Here is a 19,417-nt window from a genome sequence, read left to right on the forward strand (position 1 = left end):
CCTGCCCGGGGAAGAATCAGTGATCGAGGTAGAGATAGTGCATCCAGCTGGTCATCCGCAGCAGCACTTTACGCATCACCGAGACGTGGGCGAAATGGTCCGAATAAACCGCCACCTGGGCATAGATGCCGTCCGGCAGGGCATCGACGTCGGCGTTGGGTTCCAGCTCAATCAGCGCCTGAACGCCATCCGTACCCGGCGTGACGGTCAATGCCTGCAACGCCCCCTGCGCCTGATACGACCCGCCAGGCACCACCGGCAGAACGCTGGTGAGCTTACCGGAGAACACCTGGCCCGGCAGCGCGTTAAACACCACTTCCGCCTCATCGCCCGGCTTCAGACGCAGCAGCGAGTTCTGGCGGAACTGCGCCACGATCTGGCGCTTCTGTTCCGGAATAAAGACCATCACCGGACGCAGCGGCAGCGCGGCGGCATAGGTTCCCGGACGAATCAGCACCTGAGTGATATAGCCATTGCTCGGCGCGCGCACCACGGTCTGATCTAGATTGTATTTGGCTTCGGCAAGCTGGGCGCGTAAGGAGGCAATCTGCGACTGTTCGCCGTTCACCATGCTGTCCAGCTGGCTTTGAATCTGCGTCTGTTCAGCCACGGAGCCTTTTACCAGCGCATCCTGTGCCAGATAGTTCTGCCGCGCGTTGTCGATATCGCTTTCAGAGAACGGATTCACCTTTGCCTGGCTGCCCTTCAGGTAGCGCTGATAATCTTTGTACAGGCGGTCGCGCTCCGCGGAGACGCGGGTGGTATTGGCGACGGCTTCTGCAAGCTGCGCTTTCAGACCGTCAATGTTATGCGTCGCGGTCACCAGGTCGGCCTGCAGTCTGTCGACCCGCGCCTGGTAGCGGCCCGGATCCAGCTTAAATAACACCTCGCCTTTTTTAATAAGCTGGTTATTTTTATCGGTTACTTCACTGACGACTCCGGTCACCTGCGGCGTAATCGGAATAGAAATAACCGCTTTTTGCGCCGTAAAGGTATACGGGTGGTTATAGTTCATTAGCAGAATCAGTCCGGCAACAATAAATACCCCACCTAATGTTGCGGTGGCAAGCGTCCACTGGTTAACCGGAATACGAAATAGTTTAAAGATGGCCCAGGCAAATGCCACGTAGGTCAAAATAATCAACAGATCCACGATCAGCGCTCCAGCGTATTCTTATCAACAGCGGGCTTTACCGCGGCCAGCTTTTGTTCGAGTTCCGCCACGCGTTTGGCAAGCGCATCCATGCCCGGGACCTCATCCGGCTTTGTGATGTGGTTCTGCATACCCCAGCCGCGATCTTCGCGGTACAGCGTGGCCCAGATCCACAGGAACGGCCAGATGGCATGGAGCGTAAACAGGCTAATCCAGCCTGCCGTATGAATGGCATCGGCATGCGGGTGGTTACGCTTTTTGGCCATATTATAAGGGATGTCATGGATAGCGATGATTCCGTAAAAAAGAACCAGAAATACAAAAATCAATACGCCCAGCGCAAAATAGTTGAGAAACATATTCTCCTCACTTAAACAACGTCTACTCATTAAATTAATAGAATGGTACGCAACCTAATTAATTTATATAAACACAGGGTTGTGCTTACTATTTCAGAGCCGGGGAGTATCGGTTTTTATAATATCTCCACGCAAGTTTATAAGCGTGTCAAAATATATCCTGAATAATAAAAGAGGTAACCTTACAATATGAGCGTAATCCAGCTTTGTTCTTTTTGCCATACGACATTCGTGACCCTTTTTTTTAGCTTTTTGTGTGGCATCCATTCGAACCCACGATCGCAAATCAGAGTTTGCTGGCGATCGCAGCCGGAGAAATCTGCATAAAAATATTTTGTGAAATTAGTCACAATTCGGAAACAAACACACCAAACAAAAACGTGACAACAATCACACAAACTCGTGACTTTTGCCTTTTTTCTCGCCATCGTATTTTTTTTGCCCATCAATTTTGTGACTAAGATCACTCCATTGATATCCACACCCCCTATCTTTACGTGACGTACATCACACAAATTTCCGCTGTCTGGACAGTTGAACGATTCAGTGCCAGATTTCACAGCATCAGAACAGGGCCCGGCTACCTCTGCCGCCTCATTAACAATAAACCTCGGGCCGCAAGCCTAAGCGTAAACAGAAGAAGGGGTGTTTTATGTCATCCGATTTCAAGATCAAAGTTCAAAGCTTTGGTCGTTTCCTCAGCAACATGGTGATGCCAAATATCGGCGCGTTTATCGCGTGGGGTATTATCACCGCATTGTTCATTCCGACAGGGTGGTTGCCTAACGAAACGCTGGCGAAACTTGTTGGCCCAATGATTACTTACCTCCTGCCGCTGCTCATCGGTTTCACCGGTGGTCGTCTGGTGGGCGGTGACCGTGGTGGCGTCGTGGGTGCCATCACCACAATGGGCGTGATTGTCGGTGCGGATATGCCGATGTTCCTCGGTGCCATGATTGCCGGTCCTCTGGGCGGCTGGGCGATTAAAAAATTCGACGTCTGGGTTGATGGTAAGATCAAATCCGGCTTCGAAATGCTGGTGAACAACTTCTCTGCGGGCATCATTGGGATGATCCTCGCGATTCTGGCGTTCCTCGGCATTGGTCCTGCGGTTGAAGTGCTGTCCAAAATTCTGGCGGCGGGCGTTAACTTCATGGTGGCACACGACATGCTGCCGCTGGCGTCAATCTTCGTTGAACCGGCGAAAATCCTGTTCCTTAACAACGCCATCAACCACGGTATCTTCTCGCCGCTGGGCATCCAGCAGTCGCACGATCTCGGCAAGTCCATCTTCTTCCTGATTGAAGCCAACCCGGGTCCGGGTATGGGCGTCCTGCTGGCGTATATGTTCTTTGGTCGCGGCAGCGCGAAACAGTCTGCTGGCGGTGCGGCGATCATCCACTTCCTGGGCGGTATCCACGAAATTTACTTCCCGTACGTGCTGATGAACCCGCGTCTGATCCTGGCCGTTATCCTCGGCGGTATGACCGGCGTGTTCACCCTGAGCGTGCTGGGCGGCGGCCTGGTTTCCCCTGCTTCTCCGGGTTCTATCCTGGCGGTACTGGCGATGACGCCAAAAGGGGCGTACTTCGCCAACATCGCGGCGATCTGTGCGGCCATGGCGGTCTCCTTCGTGGTCTCTTCTATCCTGCTGAAAACCAGCAAAGTGAAAGAAGATGACGATATCGAAGCGGCAACCCGCCGTATGCACGACATGAAAGCCGAATCCAAGGGCGCAACCCCGCTGGCGGCGGGTGAAGTGTCTAACGACCTGAGCCACGTGCGTAAAATCATCGTTGCCTGCGACGCCGGTATGGGTTCCAGCGCAATGGGTGCCGGCGTGCTGCGCAAGAAAGTGCAGGATGCGGGCCTGACCAACATCTCCGTCACCAACAGCGCCATTAACAGCCTGCCGCCGGACGTTGACCTGGTCATCACCCACCGCGACCTGACCGAGCGCGCCATGCGCCAGGTGCCGCAGGCACAGCACATTTCGCTGACCAACTTCCTCGACAGCGGTCTGTACACCAGCCTGACCGAACGCCTGGTTGCCGCACAGCGTCACGAAGATAACGAAGTGAAGGTGCGTTCCAGCCTGCAGGATAGCTTTGACGAGAGCAATGCCCACCTGTTCAAACTGGGTGCGGAAAACATCTTCCTCGGTCGTACTGCGGCAACCAAAGAAGAGGCGATTCGCTTTGCCGGTGAGCAGCTGGTAAAAGGCGGCTACGTTCAGCCTGAATACGTCGATGCGATGCTGGAACGCGAAAAACTGACGCCAACCTACCTGGGCGAATCCATCGCGGTGCCGCACGGTACGGTTGAAGCGAAAGATCGCGTCCTGAAAACCGGCGTCGTATTCTGTCAGTATCCGCAGGGCGTGCGCTTCGGTGAAGAAGAAGACGACATCGCCCGACTGGTGATTGGTATCGCCGCTCGCAATAACGAGCACATTCAGGTGATTACCAGCCTGACCAACGCGCTGGATGACGAAACGGTTATTGAGCGTCTGGCCAATACCACCAGCGTGGAAGAAGTGCTGGCGCTGTTGAACAAGTAGGTCCGTTCTCTTCCCTCTCCCCTCCGGGGAGAGGGCTAGGGTGAGGGGGAGAAAGCTCCTCACCCCAGCCCTCTCGGGTAAAAACATTGATGAAGGTTAACACTATGAAAGCATTACATTTTGGCGCAGGTAACATCGGTCGTGGCTTTATCGGCAAACTGCTGGCAGACGCGGGCATTACCCTGACGTTCGCCGATGTGAATCAGGTTGTCCTGGATGCCCTGAATGCGCGTCATAGCTATCAGGTTCACGTGGTGGGCGAAAACGAGCAGGTTGAGACGGTATCCGGCGTCAACGCGGTCAGCAGCATCGGCGACGACGTGATTGACCTGATCGCCAGCGTCGATCTGGTCACCACCGCCGTGGGCCCGGTTGTGCTTGAGCGCATCGCCCCTGCGGTCGCGAAAGGCCTGGCAAAACGTAAGGCGCAGGGTATTGAAACGCCGCTGAACATCATCGCCTGTGAAAACATGGTGCGCGGCACCACGCAGCTGAAAGGCCACGTTCTCAACGCGGTAGCAGACGAAGACAAAGCCTGGGTTGAAGCGCACGTCGGGTTTGTGGATTCCGCTGTCGATCGCATCGTGCCGCCTTCAGAATCCGCCACCAACGACCCGCTGGAAGTGACCGTTGAAACCTTCAGCGAGTGGATCGTCGATAAAACCCAGTTTAAGGGCGCGCTGCCGACCATTCCGGGCATGGAATTAACCGATAACCTGATGGCATTTGTCGAACGCAAACTCTTCACGCTGAACACCGGGCATGCTATAACCGCGTACCTCGGAAAATTGGCCGGTCATCAGACCATTCGTGACGCGATCCTCGATGAGAAGATCCGCGCGGTGGTAAAAGGGGCAATGGAAGAGAGCGGCGCGGTGCTGATCAAACGCTACGGTTTTGATGCGGATAAACACGCAGCATACATCCAGAAAATTCTCGGTCGCTTTGAAAACCCGTATCTGAAAGATGACGTTGAGCGCGTGGGCCGTCAGCCGCTGCGTAAGCTGAGCGCGGGCGACCGTCTGATTAAGCCGCTGCTCGGCACGCTGGAATACGGCCTGCCGCACGTTAACCTGGTGAAAGGCATTGCCGCTGCCATGCACTACCGCAGCGAGCAGGACCCGCAGGCGATTGAGCTGGCCCAGCTGATTGATACCAAAGGCGCGCAGGCTGCGCTGGCACAGATTTCCGGTCTGGACGCCAACAGCGACGTGGTTGTGGAGGCGGTTAACGCATACAACGCAACCAAATGATGCACAGTGCGGCGCAGGTTAACCTGCGCCCAGATTATAGATTGTCAGATATGCAGGCAATAATGGAACAAACCCAGGCCTTTGAAAATCGTGTGCTTGAGCGTCTGAATGCTGGCAAAACCGTACGAAGTTTCCTGATAGCCGCCGTCGAGCTGTTAACCGAGGCGGTGAATATCATGGTGCTTCAGGTGTTTCGCAAAGACGACTACGCGGTAAAATATGCTGTAGAACCGTTACTGGACGGCGACGGACCGCTGGGCGATTTATCCGTGCGTCTGAAGCTGATTTATGGTCTTGGCGTGCTGAACCGACAAGAGTATGAAGATGCGGAGCTGTTAATGGCGCTGCGCGAAGAGCTCAACCATGACGGTAACGAGTACACGTTTACCGACGATGAGATCCTCGGGCCGTTCGGCGAGCTGCACTGCGTTACCGCGCTGCCCCCTGCTCCCCATTTTGATAACAGCGATCCTGAGCTCTATGCGATGCAAAAGCTGCGTTATCAACAGGTTGTCCGTTCTACGATGGTTCTCTCCCTGACTGAGCTGATTTCCCGAATCAGCTTAAAAAAAGCGTTTCAGAAGTAAGCCTGCTCACATTGGTGTATCCTTCCCTGTAAATTCCCCGTTTTCAGAGTTATTTGTCATGAAAGAAGTCGAAAAGAACGAAATTAAACGCCTGAGCGACCGTCTGGATCTGATCCGCCACCAGATGGCGGGCCTGTCGCTGGTCGATTCCGCCGAAAAGTACGCCGAGCTGGAAAAAGAAGCCGCCACGCTGGAAACCGAAATCGAGCGTCTGCGCGAGGTGAAAGGCCAGAAGCTGAGTAAAGAAGCACAGAAGCTGATGGGCATGCCGCACCGCCGTGCGATCACCAAAAAAGAGCAGGCCGACATGGGCAAGCTGAAGAAAAGCGTCCGTGGCCTGGTGGTGGTACACCCGATGACCGAGCTTGGCCGCGAAATGGGCCTGAAAGAGATGACGGGCTTTTGTAAGACGGCGTTCTGATTTCATGCCGGGTGGCGCTGCGCTTACCCGGCCTACTCTGTTCCCCCTTCACGTTAATTGGTCCAACCAATAACGCAATCAATCCTCCCTCGGTTCACAATTCCATTATTTTCGCTCACAAAACCATTGCTAGCTCATAACATCTGGTTAACCATTCATTGTCATTAACCCTACAACACAACATTGGCAGGACCACTTTTACACAGCGTGTGACGCAGAGTTGAGCGGAGACTCACCCGCAGCACAGGCTGTCTGGTCCCCAGGAGACCTGCATGAGCCTCTGGCAACAAAACTACGACCCGGCCGGCAATATCTGGCTGTCGAGCCTGATCGCATCGCTGCCGATCCTGTTCTTCTTCTTTGCGCTGATTAAGCTCAAGCTGAAGGGCTACCTTGCCGCGACCTATACCGTTGCTATCGCCCTGATGGTAGCGCTGTTCTTCTACAAAATGCCGGTCGATCGCGCGCTGGCCTCCGTCGTCTACGGTTTCTTCTACGGCCTGTGGCCGATTGCGTGGATCATCATCGCGGCGGTCTTTGTCTATAAAATCTCGGTGAAAACCGGGCAGTTCGACATCATCCGCTCGTCGATTCTCTCCATCACGCCGGACCAGCGCCTGCAGATGCTGATTGTCGGCTTCTCCTTCGGGGCGTTTCTGGAAGGGGCGGCAGGCTTTGGCGCACCGGTGGCGATCACCGCCGCGCTGCTGGTGGGGCTCGGCTTTAACCCACTCTATGCCGCGGGCCTGTGCCTGATTGTGAACACCGCCCCGGTGGCGTTTGGCGCGATGGGTATCCCAATTCTGGTGGCCGGACAGGTTACCGGGCTGGACAGCTTTGAGATCGGCCAGATGGTAGGCCGCCAGCTGCCCTTCCTGACCATTATCGTCCTGTTCTGGATCATGGCGATTATGGACGGCTGGCGCGGCGTGAAGGAGACCTGGCCTGCGGTAATGGTGGCAGGCGGTTCGTTCGCGATTGCCCAGTATCTCAGCTCGAACTTCCTTGGCCCGGAACTGCCGGACATTATCTCTTCACTGGTCTCTCTGGTCTGCCTGACGCTGTTCCTGAAGCGCTGGCAGCCGGTACGTATCTTCCGCTTCGCCGACATGGGCGCCTCGCAGGTCGATCAAACCCTGGCGCGCACGGGCTATACCGCTGGGCAGGTGATCCGCGCCTGGTCGCCGTTCCTGTTCCTGACCGCAACGGTCACCCTGTGGAGCATCCCGCCGTTTAAGGCCCTGTTCGCACCGGGCGGCGCGCTGTACGACATGGTGATTAATATTTCCGTGCCGTTCCTCGACAAGATGGTCGCCCGCATGCCGCCGGTGGTGCACGCCGCCACGCCGTATGCTGCGGTCTATAAATTCGACTGGTTCTCCGCCACCGGGACCGCCATCCTGTTTGCCGCGATCCTTTCCGTAGTGTGGCTGCGCATGAAGCCTGCCGCCGCGGTGCAGACCTTTGCGGCGACCGTTAAAGAGCTGATGCTGCCGATTTACTCCATCGGCATGGTGCTGGCGTTCGCGTTTATCTCCAACTACTCCGGCCTGTCATCGACGCTGGCACTGGCGCTGGCGCATACCAGCCACGCCTTCACCTTCTTCTCGCCGTTCCTCGGCTGGCTGGGGGTGTTCCTGACCGGGTCAGATACCTCGTCTAACGCCCTGTTTGCCGCGCTGCAGGCCACGGCGGCCCAGCAGATTGGCGTGTCGGACGTCCTGCTGGTGGCCGCAAACACCACCGGCGGCGTGACCGGAAAAATGATCTCTCCGCAATCCATCGCCATTGCCTGCGCGGCGGTGGGACTGGTCGGTAAAGAGTCGGATCTGTTCCGCTTTACCGTGAAGCACAGCCTGATATTCACCTGCATGGTCGGGGCGATCACCACCCTGCAGGCCTATGTCTTAACCTGGATGATTCCATGATAGTGATGCCCAGACGCCTGTCCGACGAGATTGCCTCTCGCGTGCGGGCGCTGATTGAAGAACAACAGCTGGAAGCGGGCATGAAGCTGCCCGCCGAACGCCAGCTCGCCGCCCAGCTTGGCGTGTCGCGTAATTCCCTGCGCGAGGCGCTGGCGACGCTGGTCAGCGAAGGGGTACTGGTGAGCCGTCGCGGCGGCGGCACCTTTGTACGCTGGCAGCATGACGACTGGTCCGAGCAAAACATCGTTCAGCCGTTGAAAACGCTGATGGAGAACGACCCGGACTACAGCTTCGACATCCTGGAAGCGCGTCACGCCATCGAAACCAGTACCGCCTGGCACGCGGCCATGCGGGCAACCGACGCCGACAAAGAGAAACTCGTCGCCTGCTTTGAGGCCACGCAAAGCAGCGACCCGGATATCGCCTCCCAGGCGGACGTGCGTTTTCACCTGGCGATTGCCGAGGCGTCGCACAACGTGGTGCTGCTCCAGACCATGCGCGGGTTCTTCGACCTGCTGCAATCGTCCGTGAAGCAGAGCCGCCAGCGCATGTATCTGGTTCCGCCGGTGTTTGCCCAGCTCACAGAGCAGCACGAGGCGGTGCTCAACGCCATTCTGGCCGGTGATGCCGAGGCCGCACGCAAGGCGATGATGGCGCATCTCGGCTTCGTGCACACCACCATTAAACGATTTGATGAAGACCAGGCCCGACAGGCGCGTATTACCCGTCTGCCTGGCGACAGTGATATTTCCAGGGAGAACAAAGCATGATCATTTCAGCAGCCAGTGACTATCGCGCCGCGGCGCAGCGCATTTTGCCCCCGTTCCTGTTCCACTACATCGACGGCGGGGCGTATGCCGAATACACCCTTCGCCGCAACGTGGAAGACCTGTCGGAGGTGGCCCTGCGCCAGCGCGTGCTGAAAAATATGTCTGACCTGAGCCTTGAGACGAAACTGTTTAACGAAACGCTTTCCATGCCCGTGGCGCTGGCGCCTGTAGGCCTGTGCGGTATGTATGCCCGCCGTGGCGAAGTGCAGGCCGCCGCCGCGGCGGATGCCAAAGGCATTCCGTTTACCCTCTCTACCGTCTCGGTTTGTCCGATTGAAGAGGTCGCCCCGACCATCAAGCGGCCAATGTGGTTCCAGCTGTACGTCCTGCGGGATCGCGGCTTTATGCGTAACGCGCTCGAGCGCGCCAAAGCGGCGGGCTGCTCCACGCTGGTCTTTACCGTTGATATGCCAACCCCCGGCGCGCGCTATCGCGACGCGCACTCCGGCATGAGCGGCCCGAATGCCGCCCTGCGCCGCTACTGGCAGGCGGTGACGCATCCGCAGTGGGCGTGGGACGTCGGCCTCAACGGTCGCCCGCACGACCTGGGCAATATCTCGGCCTACCTCGGTAAACCGACCGGACTGGAGGATTACATCGGCTGGCTGGCGAACAACTTCGATCCGTCCATCTCATGGAAAGACCTCGAGTGGATCCGCGAATTCTGGGATGGCCCGATGGTGATCAAGGGGATCCTCGATCCGGAAGATGCCCGCGACGCGGTACGCTTTGGCGCAGACGGGATTGTGGTCTCTAACCACGGCGGACGCCAGCTCGACGGGGTGCTCTCCTCCGCTCGCGCCCTGCCGGCCATCGCCGATGCGGTGAAAGGCGATATCGCCATCCTGGCCGACAGCGGCATCCGCAACGGCCTGGACGTGGTGCGCATGATTGCGCTCGGTGCCGACAGCGTGCTGCTGGGGCGTGCGTATCTGTACGCGCTGGCGACGGCGGGCCAGGCAGGCGTGGCGAACCTGCTTAACCTGATCGAAAAAGAGATGAAGGTGGCAATGACGCTGACCGGCGCGAAGACGATTGGCGAAATCAGCAAAGACTCTCTGGTGCAGGAGTTAAGCAAATTACCGGCGGCGCTGGCTCCGCTTGCTCAGGGAAACGCGGCTTAAATCTCCCCTCGTTAACCCCTCTTTCTCACGCGTCCGATCTCCCCCTCGGACGCTTTTTTATGCCAAAAATAACATCCAGATAACATATTGGATAAGAAAATTTGACATCCACCTGCCGTCCGCAATTGTATAGACAAGCAAATACAAGAACACAAAAACAACATCACATCGAAGGGGAGCGTATGACGTATTCAGGCAAGGTGGATATTCAGCAGGTGATCGATGAGAGCCCCTTTTCGGGGTTTCACTGGCTGCTCATTGTGCTGGGCTTTCTGGTTCTGGCGATCGACGGCTTTGATACGGCGGCAATGGGCTACATCGCGCCTACGCTGTCGGCGGAATGGGGGATCCACAAGCAGGATCTGGGCCCGGTGCTGAGCGCGGCGCTGCTGGGGCTGTCGCTGGGTGCGCTGGTCGCCGGTCCGGTATCGGACCGGATCGGACGCAAGCGCGTGCTGGTCTTTTCCTGCCTGTTCTTCGGTCTTGCAAGCCTGGGAACGGCCTGGGCGCAAAGCCTGAATACCCTGACGCTGTGGCGTTTTCTGACGGGCCTGGGGCTCGGTGCCGCCATGCCGAACGCCATTACGCTGATCTCCGAGTTCGCCCCCCAGCGCTGTCGCGCCATGGCGATCAATACCATGTACTGCGGCTTCCCTCTGGGGGCGGCGGGCGGCGGCGCGATCTCGTCCTGGCTAATTCCCCACCACGGCTGGCGAAGCGTGCTGCTGACCGGCGCGATTGCCCCGCTGATGTTAACGCTGCTGCTGGCGCTGCTGTTGCCGGAGTCGGTGAAGTTTCTAGTGCAGCGCGGGAAGGACGTCATGCAGGTCCGCCGTATCGCCAGCCGCTTCGCCCGCAGCACCCTGGAGAGCGTCACGGGCTTTTTCCTGGCGGAGGAGAAAGTTCCCTCTAAAAAAGGGAGCGTGTCGCAGCTATTTTCCATGCCCTGGCTGCCCGGCACCCTGATGCTGTGGATAACCTATTTTATGGGACTGGTCATCTACTACGTCCTGCTGAGCTGGATGCCGACGCTGATGCAGGGGATGGGCTATGCCCTGGCGGAATCCGCCTGGCTCACCTCGCTTTTCACCTTCGGCGGCACCGCAGGCATTCTGCTCGCAGGCTGGATGATGGACCGCTGGGAAGCGCACAGGGTGGTCGCGTGTGGTTTCGTGCTGACGATGGGCCTTATTCTGCTACTGGGCATTGAGCATAATCATATCGCCCTGTTTGGCGGGCTGATTTTCCTGATGGGGATCGCGATGAACGGCGCGCAGTCGGGTATGCAGACCCTGGCCGCCACCTTTTACCCTACCGAGTGCCGCGCGACGGGCATCGCCTGGATGCAGGGCATCGGCCGCTTTGGCGGCGTGGCGGGCACCATGACCAGCGCCCAGCTGCTTTCCATGCAGTGGCAGGCAGACAGTATTTTAATGATCCTCAGCGTGCCTGCGCTGGTGGCCGCGGCGGCAACCGTCTACAAAATGCTGTACAGCCGCTCGCAGGAACCTGGCGTCGCGTAGTTCCGCTCTTTTCTGCTATTCTGCCCCCGCAATTAAGGGGGCAGCATGCTTAACATCGTTTTATTCGAACCAGAAATTCCGCCAAATACCGGCAATATTATCCGCCTGTGCGCCAACACCGGCTTTCGCCTGCACATTATTGAGCCGATGGGCTTTACGTGGGACGACAAGCGCCTGCGCCGCGCGGGGCTGGATTATCATGAATTTACCGCCGTGGTTCGCCACCATGATTACGCCGCGTTTCTGGAAGCTGAGCGGCCGCAGCGCATGTTCGCCCTGACCACCAAAGGCACGCCAGCGCACAGCGCCGTGAGCTATCAGGCAGGTGACTATCTGATGTTTGGCCCGGAAACCCGCGGCCTGCCGGCCACGATTCTGGATGCGCTGCCCGCTGAGCAGAAGATCCGCATTCCGATGATGCCGGACAGCCGCAGCATGAACCTGTCGAACGCGGTGTCGGTGGTGGTATATGAAGCCTGGCGCCAGCTGGGTTACCCCGGCGCCATATTAAGGTAGGTCCGGTAAGCGCAGCGCCACCGGGCAAAATCTCAGATGCCGTCACCATACTCAAAGGTATGGTGAATGCCGTTGAAGTGCTGATCCATATCCATGGACGGCTTATCGCTGTCTGGCTTGCCAACGATGCGCGCCGGTACGCCAGCGGCGGTGGTGTGCGGCGGTACGGGCTGAAGCACAACCGAACCTGCGCCAATCTTCGCGCCGCGCCCGACTTCGATATTGCCGAGGATTTTGGCCCCCGCGCCAATCATCACCCCTTCACGAATTTTCGGATGGCGATCGCCGCTGGTTTTACCGGTACCGCCCAGGGTGACCGACTGCAGGATCGAGACGTCATCTTCAATCACCGCCGTTTCACCCACAACAATGCCTGTGGCATGGTCGAGCATGATCCCACGGCCAATCTTCGCCGCCGGGTGAATATCAACCTGGAACGTCACGGAGACCTGGTTTTGCAGAAAAATTGCCAGCGCGCGGCGGCCTTCATTCCACAGCCAGTGGCCGATGCGGTAAGCCTGCAGGGCGTGGAAGCCTTTCAGGTACAGCAGCGGCGTAGAGTATTTATCGACCGCCGGGTCACGCGTGCGCACGGCCTGGATATCACAGGCGGCAGAGGCGATCATTTCCGGGTCAGCGGCGTAAGCCTCTTCCACCACTTCACGAATGGCAATCGCGGGCATGATCGAAGAAGCCAGCTTGTTAGCGAGCATATAGCTCAGCGCGCTGCCGAGGTTTTCGTGCTTGAGTAGCGTTGCGTGGTAGAAACTGGCCAGCATAGGCTCGCAGTCGGCCAGCGCCCGGGCTTCGGCTTTAATATTGTTCCAGACGATATCCAGTTCTTCACACGGCATTGCTTACTCCAGACGATAGTTAATGACCAGCCAGTTCTGCGCTGGCTGGGTCATTCAGGTGACAACGGTTCCGACTAGTTACTGCTGCGCTCGTCCTTGCGCGCACGACCTAATAAGGTCAATGCTGCCTCGCGCGCATTTTTTCCGCAATACAATACCTGATAAATTTCCTCGGTTATTGGCATTTCGACACCGAAACGGTGCGCCAGCTCGCGGACTTCTTTGGTATTGCGGTAGCCTTCAACCACCTGACCAATCTTCTCCTGCGCGCTTTTTACATCGCTGCCCTGTCCGAGCATCATGCCAAAGCGGCGGTTACGAGACTGGTTGTCGGTACAGGTCAGCACCAGGTCGCCCAGGCCCGCCATCCCCATAAAGGTGGCCGGATCGGCACCCAGCGCTTCGCCCAGGCGCGACATTTCGGTCAGCCCTCGGGTGATCAGCGCCGTACGCGCGTTGGCACCAAAACCTATGCCGTCGGACATTCCGGCACCAATCGCAATCACGTTCTTCACCGCCCCGCCCAGCTGCACGCCGATAAAATCAGGGTTGCTGTAGACGCGGAAGCTCTTGCCGCAGTGCAGCAGCTGCTGGAGATCGTCGGAGAAGGCCGGATCGGTGGAGGCCAGCGAAATGGCTGTCGGCAGACCAGCGGCCAGCTCTTTGGCAAAGGTCGGGCCGGAGATGACCGCCAGCGGGATCGCATCGCCCAGCGCTTCGCGGGCAACGTCCTGCAGCAGGCGTCCGGTTTCGGCTTCCAGTCCTTTTGTCGCCCAGACAATGCGCGCATCCGGGCGCATCAGCGGCTTAATCTGGCGGAGCACGTCGCCGAAGACATGGCTCGGCACCACAATCAGAATGTTGCGGCTGGCCGCCAGCGCGGTCGCGAGGTCGCTTTCAAGGTGCAGAGAGTCAGGGAACGGAACGTCCGGAAGAAACGCGACGTTGCAACGATCGCGCTGCAGCGTGGCGATATGTTTTGGGTCGTGGCCCCAGAGAACCACCTCGTGACCATTTCTTGCCAGCGTGATGGCAAGAGCGGTGCCGTATGAACCGGCACCGATCACAGTCATTGACGCATTAACAGTGCTCATCAGGCATCCTGATGTTGTTCAGCACCTTCGCCAGCCTGCTGCTGCAGATAGTTCATGAACAGCGCATCAAAGTTAACTGGCGCAAGGTTCAGTTGCGGGAATGTACCGCGAGAAACCAGGCTGGTGATGCATTCACGCGCATACGGGAACAGAATGTTCGGGCAGTACGCGCCCAGGCAATGCGCCATCTGGTTGCCTTCAATACCGCCGATAGAGAAGATACCGCCCTGCTGAACTTCACACAGGAACGCGGTTTCTTCGCCCAGAGAGGCGGTAACAGTCACACGCAGCACGACTTCATACACGTCATCTGCCAGCTGGGTAGATGCGGTATCCAGATCAAGTTTAACCTCTGGCTGCCAATCTTTCTGGAAAACATGTGGCGCATTTGGCGCTTCGAAAGAGACATCCTTGGTGTAGATACGCTGGATCTGGAAAGTCATCTCGGTGTTGTTTTGTTCTGACATGGAAATACCCTTTTTAATTGTCCTAAAGTCTCTTAGCTCAGCAGCGGATCGAGTCCACCACGGGCGTCGAGCGCATACAAGTCATCACAGCCGCCAATGTGCTGCGCATCAATAAAAATCTGTGGGACCGTCGTGCGGCCACTACGTTGAATCATCTCTTCGCGTTTGACGGCGTCACCGTCGATCGGCAGTTCCTGGAACGTGACGCCTTTGCTGTTCAGCAGCGCTTTCGCACGATGGCAGAACGGGCACGTCGCTTTGGTATAGATCTCAATATGGGCCATGACTGAACTCCTTATTTACCGCGCACCAAAGGAAGATTTTCCCCGCTCCAGCCGGAAATACCTTCTTTCAGCACCGTTACGTTTTCGAAGCCTGCTTTATGCAGCGCGCTGGCAGATTCCTGTGCCTGCATGCCGGTCGCATCCACAACGATAATCGGCTGGGCTTTGTGTTTTTCAAGCTCACCGACGTTGTTCGCTTTGATTTCCGCTGGCAGCAGGTTGATTGCGCCCGCAATGTGGCCTTTACGGAAATCGTCACGCTGACGCAGATCGACCACGACGGCATCTTCTTTGTTAATCAGACGCGTCGCTTCACCACGGGTGATAACCTTAATCTTAGACGTCAGGCTCTTAAATGTGGTGAACAGCACAGCAGCCAGCAGGCCAATCCACGCGATGCTCAGAACCGGATGGCGGCTAACGAATTGCATAATTTCTTGCATGGAGGGTAACTACTCCCGACTAAGTGATAAAAAAACCAGGACAGGAGTATACCTGTGCGTTGTGGCAAATACAGCCAGCGACCTTAACCTAATCCATTTTCTGCGGCATGCCACCTAAAAAAATGCCTCAAAATGGTCTGGTCGCCACTTTTCCTCCGCGCTTTCTTTGATCTTCTGCGGCTATTTGATCGATTCAGCTGTAGTAAAATTACGCAAATTTTGACTCTTGAGCATGAGGTTGTCGCAATGTCGGTTTCTAAAAAACCTATGGTACTGGTGATTCTGGATGGCTATGGCTACCGTGAAGACAGCCAGGATAACGCTATTTTCAACGCCAAAACTCCCTTCATGGATGCGCTGTGGGCGAAACGTCCGCATACGCTGATTGACGCGTCTGGCCTGGAAGTGGGCCTGCCGGACCGCCAGATGGGCAACTCCGAAGTCGGTCACGTTAACCTGGGCGCCGGGCGTATCGTGTATCAGGACCTGACGCGTCTGGACGTTGAAATCAAAGAACGCACCTTCTTCTCCAACCCGACGCTGACTGGCGCGGTTGATAAAGCCGTTGCCGCTGGCAATGCCGTTCACATTATGGGCCTGCTCTCTGCTGGCGGCGTCCACAGCCACGAAGATCACATCATGGCGATGGTTGAACTGGCCGCCGAGCGCGGTGCGGAAAAAATCTATCTGCACGCCTTCCTGGACGGTCGCGATACGCCACCGCGCAGCGCAAAAGGCTCTCTGCAAGCCTTCGAAGAGAAATTCGCCGCGCTAGGTAAAGGCCGCGTCGCCTCCATCATTGGTCGTTACTACGCCATGGACCGCGACAACCGCTGGGATCGCGTTGAACAGGCCTATGACCTGTTGACCCTGGCAAAAGGTGAATTCCAGTTCGCGACCGCCGTTGAAGCGCTGGAAGCGGCTTATGCGCGTGATGAAAACGACGAATTCGTGAAAGCCTCCGTGATTCGCGCTGAAGGCCAGGCCGATGCCGCCATGGAAGATGGCGACGCGCTGATCTTCATGAACTTCCGCGCTGACCGCGCGCGCGAAATCACCCGTGCGTTCGTCAACAGCGACTTCGACGGTTTTGCCCGTAAGAAAGTGGTAAACCTCGACTTCATCCAGCTGACCGAATACGCGGCAGACATCAAAGCGCCATGCGCGTACCCACCCGCCTCGCTGGCCAATACCTTCGGCGAGTGGATGGCGAAGAACGACAAAACGCAGCTGCGTATTTCCGAAACGGAAAAATACGCGCACGTGACCTTCTTCTTTAACGGCGGCGTTGAAGAACCGTTCAAAGGCGAAGACCGCATTCTGATCAACTCCCCGAAAGTCGCCACCTACGATCTGCAGCCAGAAATGAGCTCTGCCGAGCTGACGGAAAAACTGGTTGCGGCCATCGAGAGCGGCAAGTACGACACCATCATCTGTAACTACCCGAACGGCGATATGGTCGGTCATACCGGGGTGATGGAAGCGGCGGTGAAAGCGGTTGAAGCGCTGGACCACTGCGTTGAACAGGTGGCGAAAGCGGTGGAATCCGTTGGCGGCCAGCTGCTGATCACCGCTGACCACGGTAACGCTGAACAGATGCGCGACCCGGCGACCGGCCAGGCGCACACCGCCCATACCAACCTGCCTGTTCCGCTGATCTATGTGGGTGATAAATCCCTGAAAGCAGTGGAAGGCGGCAAGCTTTCTGACATCGCGCCAACCATGCTGTCGCTAATGGGGATGCCGATCCCTGAAGAGATGACTGGTAAGCCGCTGTTCATCGTGGAATAATCGCTCCCCATGAGGGGAAAGGCGATTTTTTCAGTCACATGGGTCGTGAAGCCGCTTAGGTTATCAGTCAGACCTCTGTTTTACGCCAGCGCGCTCAGCGCTGGCGTATTGCTGTGCGCCGCATCCGCCCACGCGGATGACCGCGACCAGCTAAAATCCATTCAGGCCGATATCGCCGCCAAAGAGCGCGCGGTACGCCAGCAGCAACAGCAGCGCGCCACCCTGCTCGCCCAGCTTAAGCAGCAGGAAGAGGCGATCTCCGCCGCCACGCGAAAACTTCGTGAAACGCAAAACACCCTCGCCCAGTTGAATAAGCAGATCGACGAAATGAACGCGTCGATAGCCAAACTGGAGCGCCAGCGTGATGCGCAGGAGCGCAATCTTGCCGCTCAGCTTGATGCCGCATTCCGCCAGGGTGAACATACCGGACTCCAGCTAATCCTCAGCGGCGAAGAGAGCCAGCGCGGCCAGCGCCTGCAGGCCTACTTTGGCTACCTCAACCAGGCACGTCAGGAGACGATCGCGCAGCTGAAGCAGACGCGCGAAGAGGTCTCCACGCAAAAAGCCGAGCTGGAAGAGAAGCAGAGCCAGCAGCAGACGCTGCTCTACGATCAGCAGGCCCAGCAGGCGAAGCTTGAGCAGGCCCGGAACGAGCGTAAGAAAACCCTTTCTGGCCTTGAATCCTCCATTCAGGAAGGCCAGAGCCAGCTGAGCGAAATGCGCGCCAACGAATCCAAACTGCGTAACAGCATCGCCCGTGCGGAAGCCGCGGCGAAAGCGCGCGCCGAAAAAGAGGCTCGCGAGGCGCAGGCCGTTCGCGACAAGCAGCAGGAAGCGTCCCGCAAAGGGACAACCTACAAGCCAAGCGAGAGCGAACGTTCCCTGATGTCGCGTACCGGTGGTTTGGGCTCGCCTCGCGGTCAGGCCTTCTGGCCCGTTCGTGGTTCAATTCTGCATCGCTATGGCGAACAGCTGCAGGGTGAGCTACGTTGGAAAGGGATCGTTATCGGTGCGTCTGAAGGTAGCGAAGTGAAAGCCATTGCCGATGGCCGCGTGATTCTGGCCGACTGGCTGCAGGGTTACGGGCTGGTGGTGGTGGTCGAACACGGTAAAGGCGACATGAGCCTTTACGGCTACAACCAGAGCGCGCTGGTCAGCGTCGGCACGCAGGTGCGCGCAGGCCAACCCATCGCACTTGTGGGCAGCAGTGGCGGTCAGGGCCGCCCGTCACTCTATTTCGAAATTCGTCGTCAGGGTCAGGCGGTCAATCCACAGCCGTGGTTGGGAAGATAAGTTTTGCTTCAATTTCGTCGATTCGTTTTCTCCGTCGTCAGCGCGCTGGCGCTGGCTGCACCGGTATATGCAGGTAAACTCGCCATCGTGATTGATGACTTCGGTTATCGTCCACATTATGAAAATCAGGTGCTGGCGATGCCGTCGGCCATCTCTGTCGCCGTCCTTCCGAATGCTCCTCACGCGCGTGAGATGGCGACCAAAGCCCACAACAGCGGGCATCAGGTGCTGATCCACCTGCCTATGGCGCCGCTCAGCAAGCAGCCGCTGGAAAAAGACACCCTGCGCCCGGATATGAGCAGCGAGGAGATCGAGCGCATCATCCGCGACGCATACAACAAAGTGCCGTATGCCGTGGGCCTGAACAACCACATGGGCAGCGCGATGACGTCCAGCCTGTACGGGATGCTGAAAGTGATGCAGGCGCTGGAGCGTTACAACCTCTACTTCCTCGACAGCATGACCATCGGCAATAGCCAGGCGATGCGTGCCGCTCAGGGAACGGGCGTCAAGGTGATTAAGCGCAAGGTGTTTCTGGACGATACCCAGAACGAAGCCGATATCCGCGTTCAGTTTAATCGCGCGATACAGCTGGCCCGTCGTAATGGCTCAGCCATTGCCATCGGTCACCCGCACCCGTCTACCGTTCGCGTCCTGCAGCAGATGCTGCCGACCTTGCCTGCCGACATCACGCTGGTGCGTCCGAGCGATCTGCTGAACGAGCCGCAGGTCGATACCTCTACGCCGAATTCTGCGCAGCCCGCACCGACTACGCCACGTAATCCGTTCCGCGGCGTGAAGCGCTGTGCACCGAAGCAGCCGCTTGAACCGGTCTATGCGACCCGCTTCTTCTCTGTGATTGGCGAAAGCGTGAGCCAGAGTACGCTGGTGCAATATTTCCAGCATCAGTGGCAGGGATGGGGTAAGAAAGCCTGAC

Annotated in this window: 19 protein-coding genes; 12 read left to right on the plus strand and 7 right to left on the minus strand. The window is 57.5% G+C overall.

Going from position 1 to position 19,417, the window contains the following annotated elements; all coding sequences use genetic code 11:
* Positions 1-16: 16 nt before the first annotated feature.
* Together ACMWKK_RS08100 and ACMWKK_RS08105 are read right to left on the minus strand one after the other, a co-directional pair.
* A complete protein-coding gene (locus ACMWKK_RS08100; RefSeq protein ID WP_112780058.1) occupies positions 17-1,153 on the minus strand; it encodes an HlyD family secretion protein in 1,137 nt (378 codons plus the stop codon).
* Positions 1,154-1,155: 2 nt separating this feature from the next.
* A complete protein-coding gene (locus ACMWKK_RS08105; protein ID WP_112780057.1) occupies positions 1,156-1,512 on the minus strand; it encodes a DUF3302 domain-containing protein in 357 nt (118 codons plus the stop codon).
* Positions 1,513-2,164: 652 nt separating this feature from the next.
* Between ACMWKK_RS08105 and ACMWKK_RS08110 the strand changes: the two genes are divergently transcribed.
* From ACMWKK_RS08110 to trmL, 9 genes are all read left to right on the plus strand, one after another.
* On the plus strand, positions 2,165-4,072 hold the full coding sequence (locus ACMWKK_RS08110; RefSeq protein ID WP_112780056.1) for a PTS mannitol transporter subunit IICBA: 1,908 nt from the start codon (positions 2,165-2,167) through the stop codon (positions 4,070-4,072).
* A 104-nt stretch (positions 4,073-4,176) separates the two neighbouring features.
* A complete protein-coding gene (gene mtlD / locus ACMWKK_RS08115) occupies positions 4,177-5,325 on the plus strand; it encodes a mannitol-1-phosphate 5-dehydrogenase (RefSeq protein ID WP_045328537.1) in 1,149 nt (382 codons plus the stop codon).
* Positions 5,322-5,912, plus strand: a complete 591-nt coding sequence (gene mtlR, locus ACMWKK_RS08120) for a mannitol operon repressor MtlR (protein WP_406542772.1) — start codon at positions 5,322-5,324, stop codon at positions 5,910-5,912. The genes mtlD and mtlR overlap by 4 nt, the downstream gene beginning before the upstream one ends.
* 58 nt (positions 5,913-5,970) lie before the next feature.
* Complete coding sequence (locus ACMWKK_RS08125) at positions 5,971-6,333, plus strand: YibL family ribosome-associated protein (RefSeq protein WP_048994140.1); 363 nt, start codon at positions 5,971-5,973, stop codon at positions 6,331-6,333.
* A 272-nt stretch (positions 6,334-6,605) separates the two neighbouring features.
* Positions 6,606-8,261, plus strand: coding sequence for an L-lactate permease (gene lldP / locus ACMWKK_RS08130; protein WP_045328542.1), 1,656 nt, complete (start codon positions 6,606-6,608; stop codon positions 8,259-8,261).
* On the plus strand, positions 8,258-9,031 hold the full coding sequence (gene lldR / locus ACMWKK_RS08135; RefSeq protein ID WP_032644435.1) for a transcriptional regulator LldR: 774 nt from the start codon (positions 8,258-8,260) through the stop codon (positions 9,029-9,031). Before lldP ends, lldR begins: the two co-directional genes overlap by 4 nt.
* On the plus strand, positions 9,028-10,215 hold the full coding sequence (gene lldD / locus ACMWKK_RS08140; RefSeq protein ID WP_045328547.1) for a quinone-dependent L-lactate dehydrogenase: 1,188 nt from the start codon (positions 9,028-9,030) through the stop codon (positions 10,213-10,215). Before lldR ends, lldD begins: the two co-directional genes overlap by 4 nt.
* 182 nt (positions 10,216-10,397) lie before the next feature.
* Positions 10,398-11,738, plus strand: coding sequence for an MFS transporter (locus ACMWKK_RS08145; protein WP_112780054.1), 1,341 nt, complete (start codon positions 10,398-10,400; stop codon positions 11,736-11,738).
* A 45-nt stretch (positions 11,739-11,783) separates the two neighbouring features.
* On the plus strand, positions 11,784-12,254 hold the full coding sequence (gene trmL, locus ACMWKK_RS08150) for a tRNA (uridine(34)/cytosine(34)/5-carboxymethylaminomethyluridine(34)-2'-O)-methyltransferase TrmL (RefSeq protein WP_045328551.1): 471 nt from the start codon (positions 11,784-11,786) through the stop codon (positions 12,252-12,254).
* 32 nt (positions 12,255-12,286) lie between these two features.
* Here the strand turns inward: trmL and cysE are convergent, their stop codons facing one another.
* From cysE to ACMWKK_RS08175, 5 genes are all read right to left on the minus strand, one after another.
* Positions 12,287-13,108 carry a serine O-acetyltransferase gene (cysE, locus tag ACMWKK_RS08155; RefSeq protein WP_008502718.1) on the minus strand — a complete coding sequence of 274 codons (822 nt, stop codon included), beginning with the start codon at positions 13,106-13,108 and terminating at the stop codon, positions 12,287-12,289.
* Between the two features lie 74 nt (positions 13,109-13,182).
* Positions 13,183-14,202 carry an NAD(P)H-dependent glycerol-3-phosphate dehydrogenase gene (gene gpsA, locus ACMWKK_RS08160; RefSeq protein ID WP_112780053.1) on the minus strand — a complete coding sequence of 340 codons (1,020 nt, stop codon included), beginning with the start codon at positions 14,200-14,202 and terminating at the stop codon, positions 13,183-13,185.
* A complete protein-coding gene (gene secB / locus ACMWKK_RS08165; protein ID WP_003860835.1) occupies positions 14,202-14,669 on the minus strand; it encodes a protein-export chaperone SecB in 468 nt (155 codons plus the stop codon). Before secB ends, gpsA begins: the two co-directional genes overlap by 1 nt.
* Before the next feature lie 32 nt (positions 14,670-14,701).
* Positions 14,702-14,953, minus strand: coding sequence for a glutaredoxin 3 (gene grxC / locus ACMWKK_RS08170; protein ID WP_045328557.1), 252 nt, complete (start codon positions 14,951-14,953; stop codon positions 14,702-14,704).
* An 11-nt stretch (positions 14,954-14,964) separates the two neighbouring features.
* A complete protein-coding gene (locus ACMWKK_RS08175) occupies positions 14,965-15,396 on the minus strand; it encodes a rhodanese-like domain-containing protein (protein WP_023309913.1) in 432 nt (143 codons plus the stop codon).
* A gap of 246 nt (positions 15,397-15,642) precedes the next feature.
* Between ACMWKK_RS08175 and gpmM the strand changes: the two genes are divergently transcribed.
* Genes gpmM through ACMWKK_RS08190 form a run of 3 tightly spaced genes read left to right on the plus strand, consistent with a single transcriptional unit; the run spans position 15,643 to position 19,416 of the window.
* Entirely contained in the window at positions 15,643-17,187 is a 1,545-nt protein-coding gene (gene gpmM, locus ACMWKK_RS08180; protein WP_112780052.1) for a 2,3-bisphosphoglycerate-independent phosphoglycerate mutase, read from the plus strand.
* A 9-nt stretch (positions 17,188-17,196) separates the two neighbouring features.
* A complete protein-coding gene (gene envC / locus ACMWKK_RS08185; protein ID WP_045328562.1) occupies positions 17,197-18,480 on the plus strand; it encodes a murein hydrolase activator EnvC in 1,284 nt (427 codons plus the stop codon).
* A 3-nt stretch (positions 18,481-18,483) separates the two neighbouring features.
* Positions 18,484-19,416 carry a divergent polysaccharide deacetylase family protein gene (locus ACMWKK_RS08190; protein WP_112780051.1) on the plus strand — a complete coding sequence of 311 codons (933 nt, stop codon included), beginning with the start codon at positions 18,484-18,486 and terminating at the stop codon, positions 19,414-19,416.
* Position 19,417 lies beyond the last annotated feature (1 nt).

This window comes from Enterobacter sp. 01-M-03-SI-ECC (genome assembly GCF_047530215.1).
Lineage (GTDB): Bacteria > Pseudomonadota > Gammaproteobacteria > Enterobacterales > Enterobacteriaceae > Enterobacter > Enterobacter chengduensis.